5 protein-coding genes and 2 pseudogenes are annotated in these 4,678 nt (G+C 62.8%); all 7 read left to right on the forward strand.

Annotated features, from left to right (window positions below; genetic code table 11):
- Positions 1-207, forward strand: a pseudogene (locus tag AC11W3_RS05400) (hypothetical protein); the annotation flags it as partial.
- A 2-nt stretch (positions 208-209) separates the two neighbouring features.
- A complete protein-coding gene (locus AC11W3_RS05405; RefSeq protein WP_484092613.1) occupies positions 210-1,157 on the forward strand; it encodes a glycosyltransferase family 2 protein in 948 nt (315 codons plus the stop codon).
- A gap of 35 nt (positions 1,158-1,192) precedes the next feature.
- The gene (locus tag AC11W3_RS05410; protein WP_484090808.1) at positions 1,193-2,413 is read left to right on the forward strand and encodes a glycosyltransferase family 4 protein; all 1,221 of its coding nucleotides are present in this window, start codon (positions 1,193-1,195) and stop codon (positions 2,411-2,413) included.
- Complete coding sequence (locus tag AC11W3_RS05415) at positions 2,406-3,221, forward strand: glycosyltransferase family 2 protein (protein WP_484090807.1); 816 nt, start codon at positions 2,406-2,408, stop codon at positions 3,219-3,221. Before AC11W3_RS05410 ends, AC11W3_RS05415 begins: the two co-directional genes overlap by 8 nt.
- Positions 3,218-3,946 (forward strand): glycosyltransferase family 2 protein, encoded by a 729-nt coding sequence (locus AC11W3_RS05420; protein WP_484090806.1) that lies wholly within the window; start codon positions 3,218-3,220, stop codon positions 3,944-3,946. Before AC11W3_RS05415 ends, AC11W3_RS05420 begins: the two co-directional genes overlap by 4 nt.
- Positions 3,947-3,980: 34 nt before the next feature.
- Positions 3,981-4,412: a DUF2304 domain-containing protein gene (locus AC11W3_RS05425; protein ID WP_484090805.1), complete on the forward strand. Its 432-nt coding sequence runs from the start codon at positions 3,981-3,983 to the stop codon at positions 4,410-4,412.
- A pseudogene (locus tag AC11W3_RS05430) lies at positions 4,409-4,678 on the forward strand (hypothetical protein); the annotation flags it as partial. The gene AC11W3_RS05425 and the pseudogene AC11W3_RS05430, both read left to right, overlap by 4 nt.

Consider the following 4,678-nt stretch of genomic DNA (forward strand, 5'->3'; position numbering starts at 1 on the left):
TATCTGGCGCTCCCGTATCTGCCGGAGGACCTGGCGGAAGGGATCAGTTGGGTGCTTGGCGACGAGCAACGAAGGCAAAAACTGTCGACCGGGGCCCGGCGGAAGATCGAGGAAGGGTTCGGACAGAACCTCATGGCCCGGCGCTACGCGGACCTTTACAGCGAGATGGTGCAAAGCGGCAAGCCGCCGATCGATTCCAGGGGATAAAGATGCTCGTATCCATAGTCACGCCATCCTACAACCAGGGGTCGTTCCTGGCAGCCACCATTGAGAGCGTCCTCGGCCAGGAAGGCGATTTCAGCATCGATTACCTCGTCATCGACGGAGGATCGACGGATCGATCCGTGGAGGTGATCAAGCGGTATGAGCGGCTGCTGGAGAACGGGGAGTGGCCGGTGAGGTGCCGCGGCATCAGGTACCGCTGGCTCAGCGAGAGGGACAAGGGGCAGAGCGACGCCATCATCAAGGGGTTTGACCGGGCCGAAGGAGAGATACTCGCCTGGCTGAACTCGGACGACACCTACCTGCCCGGAACGCTGGCCCGGACGCTGGAGGCCTTCAGCCAGAAGCCCCGCGCCGACGTGGTCTACGGCAGGTCGCGGTTCATCGATGAGCAGGGGTACCCAGTAGGTTCGTATCCCACCGAGCCTTTCGACTACCGCCGGCTGGCGGCTGCCAACTTCATCTGCCAGCCTAGCACCTTCTTCACCAGGGACGCCTATTTCGCCGTGGGAGGAGTCGACACAACCCTGCACTACGCCATGGACTTCGACCTCTGGATCAGGCTGGCTGGAAAGCACGGCTTCCGTTACCTCCCGGAGTACCTGTCCACCTACCGGCTGCATGAGGCGTCGAAAACCGTGTCCCCGGACGACGCAGTGGCTAACCACCGGGAGGGGCTGGAGACGGCGCGGCGGCACTACGGATGGCAGCCGCTCAACAGGGTCTATGGATACTGCCGCAGCCGGATCACGCGCCTTGTGCCGTGGCTGTCGCCGGGCATTTTGGTCCTGCTGTCTGCACCTTACACCATCCTGCTGTACCTGGCCCGCAACAGGGGCATCCGGTTTGATGACGTGAAGATGCTGACTGCCAGCAACCTGAAGAACGCGTCCAGGGATTGGGTCGACATTCATAAGAGGGATAGATTGGCGTGAGCGCCCCGGGCCTGAAGCTAAGAGAAGATGCCGAAATGGCAGTGCAAAGCTGCGGCGAGGGCCGTTTCGCCCCCCCCTGCTGCCAAAGGACGGAGCTGAAAGGGAGGCGGATTCTCATCCTCTTCCCGCACCTGACCTGCCCCGGCGGGGCCCTCATCTACACCATGAAACTTGCCGGCTTTCTTGCGGAGAGGGGGGCGACGGTCGGCATCGTCACGCTCTGTGCTGACACGGTAAAATTCCCGGCTCCGACCGGAGTCGAAGTATTCGCGCTGAACGGGCCGGTAACCTCGAGTCTCAAGTACTGGGCATTCCTGCCATGGTGGCAGCTGCGCATCAATGAAGCCATAGATGCATGGCAGCCGGACCTGCTGATCCCGCAGGTTTTTCCGGCCAACTGGTGGGGGTGGCTCTATCGGCTTACCCGCAGGACCCCCTTGCTCTGGATCTGTCATGAGCCGAGCGCCTTCATCCACTCTCGCCCGTGGATAAACGCCTTGGTGCCCTGCTGGAAGCGGTGGCTGGCGCGGCTGTTAAGGCCGCTCCTTTCCGCGGCGGATATCCGCCTCAGCCGCCAATCCGACGGCATCGTGGCCAACAGCGGCTACACCCGTGGCATGGTCCGCGCCATCTATGGGAGCGAGACGGTAGCGGTCGCCCATCCCGGCCTTGACGGCAGCGTCTTTCGACCGGAAACCGGCGCCCCCAGGAGCGGCATCATGACGGTGGCCAGGCTTACCAAGTTCAAGCGGGTCGACTTCCTGATGAAGGTTTTTGCCGCGGTTTCTGAAAACCATCCGGATATGGTCTTCAACATAGTCGGCCGCGGCGAGGAGGAAGCTGCCCTGCGTCTCCTCGCGCAAGAGTTGGGCATCGGTCGTCGCGTCATTTTTCACGGCAGCGTGAGCAACGAGGCCCTGGCGCGGCTGTACCAGCGTTCCCTCCTCCTTCTTCACGGAAGTGTGGAGGAACCTTTCGGCATGGCTCCGCTGGAGGCAATCGCCTGCGGGACGCCGGTAGTGGCCCACAGAAGCGGCGGCCCCCTGGAGGTGGTCGATAACAGCTGCGGACGCCTGGTAGATTCACTTTCCATTGAGCGCTGGGTTGAAGCGGTAGAAGAGCTTTTTTCCGCGATGGAAGACCGCGACAGCGGCTACGCCGACAGGGTGGCGGATCGAGCGGCGGGGTTCGTGTGGGAAGAGACGTTGGCCCCTATGCTGCCGATAATACGTGATCTGGCGGTTCGTCATGACTGAGACTGCGCCTCGCATATCCATCGTCATGCCCTCCTTCCAGCAGGCCGCCTACCTGGAGGAGGCGGTGCGCTCGGTGCTCGACCAGGAAGGGGTCGACGTGGAGCTCCTGGTGATGGACCCCGGCTCCACCGACGGGTCGCGGGAGCTGCTGCGGAGGCTGGAAGAGGAGTACGGCGAGCGGCTCAGGCTCTGTTTCGATCCCGACCGGGGACAGTCCGACGCGGTCAACCGCGGCATGACACTTGCCCGCGGGAGGGTGCTCGGCTGGCTGAACTCCGACGACCGGCTCCGGCCGGGAGCGCTGGGCAAGACGGTTCGCTTCCTCGACGACACTAAACCGCGCTGGCTCTACGGCCGGGCCGGTATGATCGACGCGGGGGGGAATCGGACAACGAGCTTCATCGTCAGCTACAAGAACTGGCGCGGCCGCCGCTTTTCCAGGGCCAAGCTCCTCACCGAGAACTTCATCCCGCAGATGGCCGTCTTCTGGAATCGCGCCATGTGGGAACGTGCGGGAACCCTGGACCTGGAGCGGCACCTGGACATGGATTACGATCTGTGGCTGCGCTTTGCCGGCGTTGCAGAGCCCTCGGTCCTGGTCGACGAGTTGGCCGACTTCCGTGTCCACGGCGAGGCGAAGGGGAGCCGCCAGACGGGAGCACAGCTCGACGAGGCCCTCGCCACCGCCAGCAAACACGCCACCGGCGCCGGTTGGCGCGGAAGCGTCGCCATCTTGCTGCACCGCCTGTTCAGTCTCAGGACCCGTCTCCTCTACCAATGGCTGAAGCCCCAGGAGGATAACCGATGACCAAGGTACTCGTTCTGATCCCGGCCTACAACGAAGCGGCCCGGATAGCCGAAGTAGTCGGAAACATACACGGCGTGGTGCCGCAGTACGACATCCTGGTGGTGAACGACGGTTCCCGCGACGACACGGCGGCGGCCGCCGGATCCGCGGGGGCCACGGTGGTATCCCATCCCTTCAACATGGGATACGGAGTGGCCATCCAGACCGGCTACAAGTACGCCTGGGCCAACGGCTATGACTTCCTCGTCCAGATCGACGGCGATGGCCAGCACGACCCGACCTTCATCCCGAAGCTGCTAAGGCCGGTCATGGCCGGGGAGAGCGACTTCGCTCTGGGGTCACGGTTCCTTGACGTCGAGAGCTACGAGCCCGCGCTGGCCCGCAGGATCGGCATGGCCTTTTTCAGGAAGGTGGTATCGTGGCTGACCGCGACGCCGATCACCGACTCCACCTCCGGCTACCAGGCCTTCAACCGCGAGGTCATCCGCTTCTTCACCAGCGAGGTCTTCCCCTGCGACTATCCCGATGCCGACATGCTGATCACCCTGCACCGGGCCCGGTTCTCCATCAGGGAGATCCCCGTGCGCATGTTCGCGAACGCCGAAGGGAAGTCGATGCACAGCGGGCTGAAGCCCTTTTACTATCTTTTCAAGATGTTCCTCTCGATCTCGGTGACGCTCCTGAGGGAGAGGACAAGGCAGGACAGGCCCGAAACGGCGGGGTAAGCACGGCAGCAGGAGAATGGTACGGGGGGTTGTAATGCCGATACGTCAACAGATCTTCGCGCTCATCATCTGCCTGGTGGTCTTCATCTTCACCGTCGACATGGTGCGGCGGCGCAGGCTCAGGGAGGAGTATTCGGTCCTGTGGCTTTGCACCAGCCTGGTCATGTTCTTTCTCGTGCTGCAGTACGACTCGCTGGTCTCCCTCACCCATTTCATCGGCGCGGGGTTGCCGACAACCACCCTCTTCATCGGATCGATCATCTTCCTGATGCTCATCGCGGTTCAGTTCTCGATCAAGATCTCACAGCTGGCCAACCAGGTGAAGGACCTGGCCCAGGACAACGCGCTGTTACGGGAAGAACTGGTGAAGCAGAAATGGGAGAAGGGTGCCGTCCGGGATGGCGGGCAGTCGAGAAGGAAGTCCGACGGCAGGAACTCCGCTTCGGCCAGGACAGAGGCGATATGACCTCCGACCCGCGGGCAGGATTTTCCCGGCGCCTTGGCCGCCCATTGATCCAGGTGGTCGTCCTGATCGCCCTGGCACTGGCGGTCTACTCGAACACCTTCCGGGTGCCTTTTGTCTTCGACGACGTCTCTTCCATTACCGAGAACCCCGAAATCCAGCACCTCTCCAACTTCCTCCCCGGCGGCACCGGCTTCAGCGAGCGCCCCAACCGCTGCATCGGCTACCTCTCCTTCGCCCTCAACTATTACTTCGGCGGCCTCGACGTC

The sequence above is a fragment of the Geomonas sp. genome (assembly GCF_056994735.1).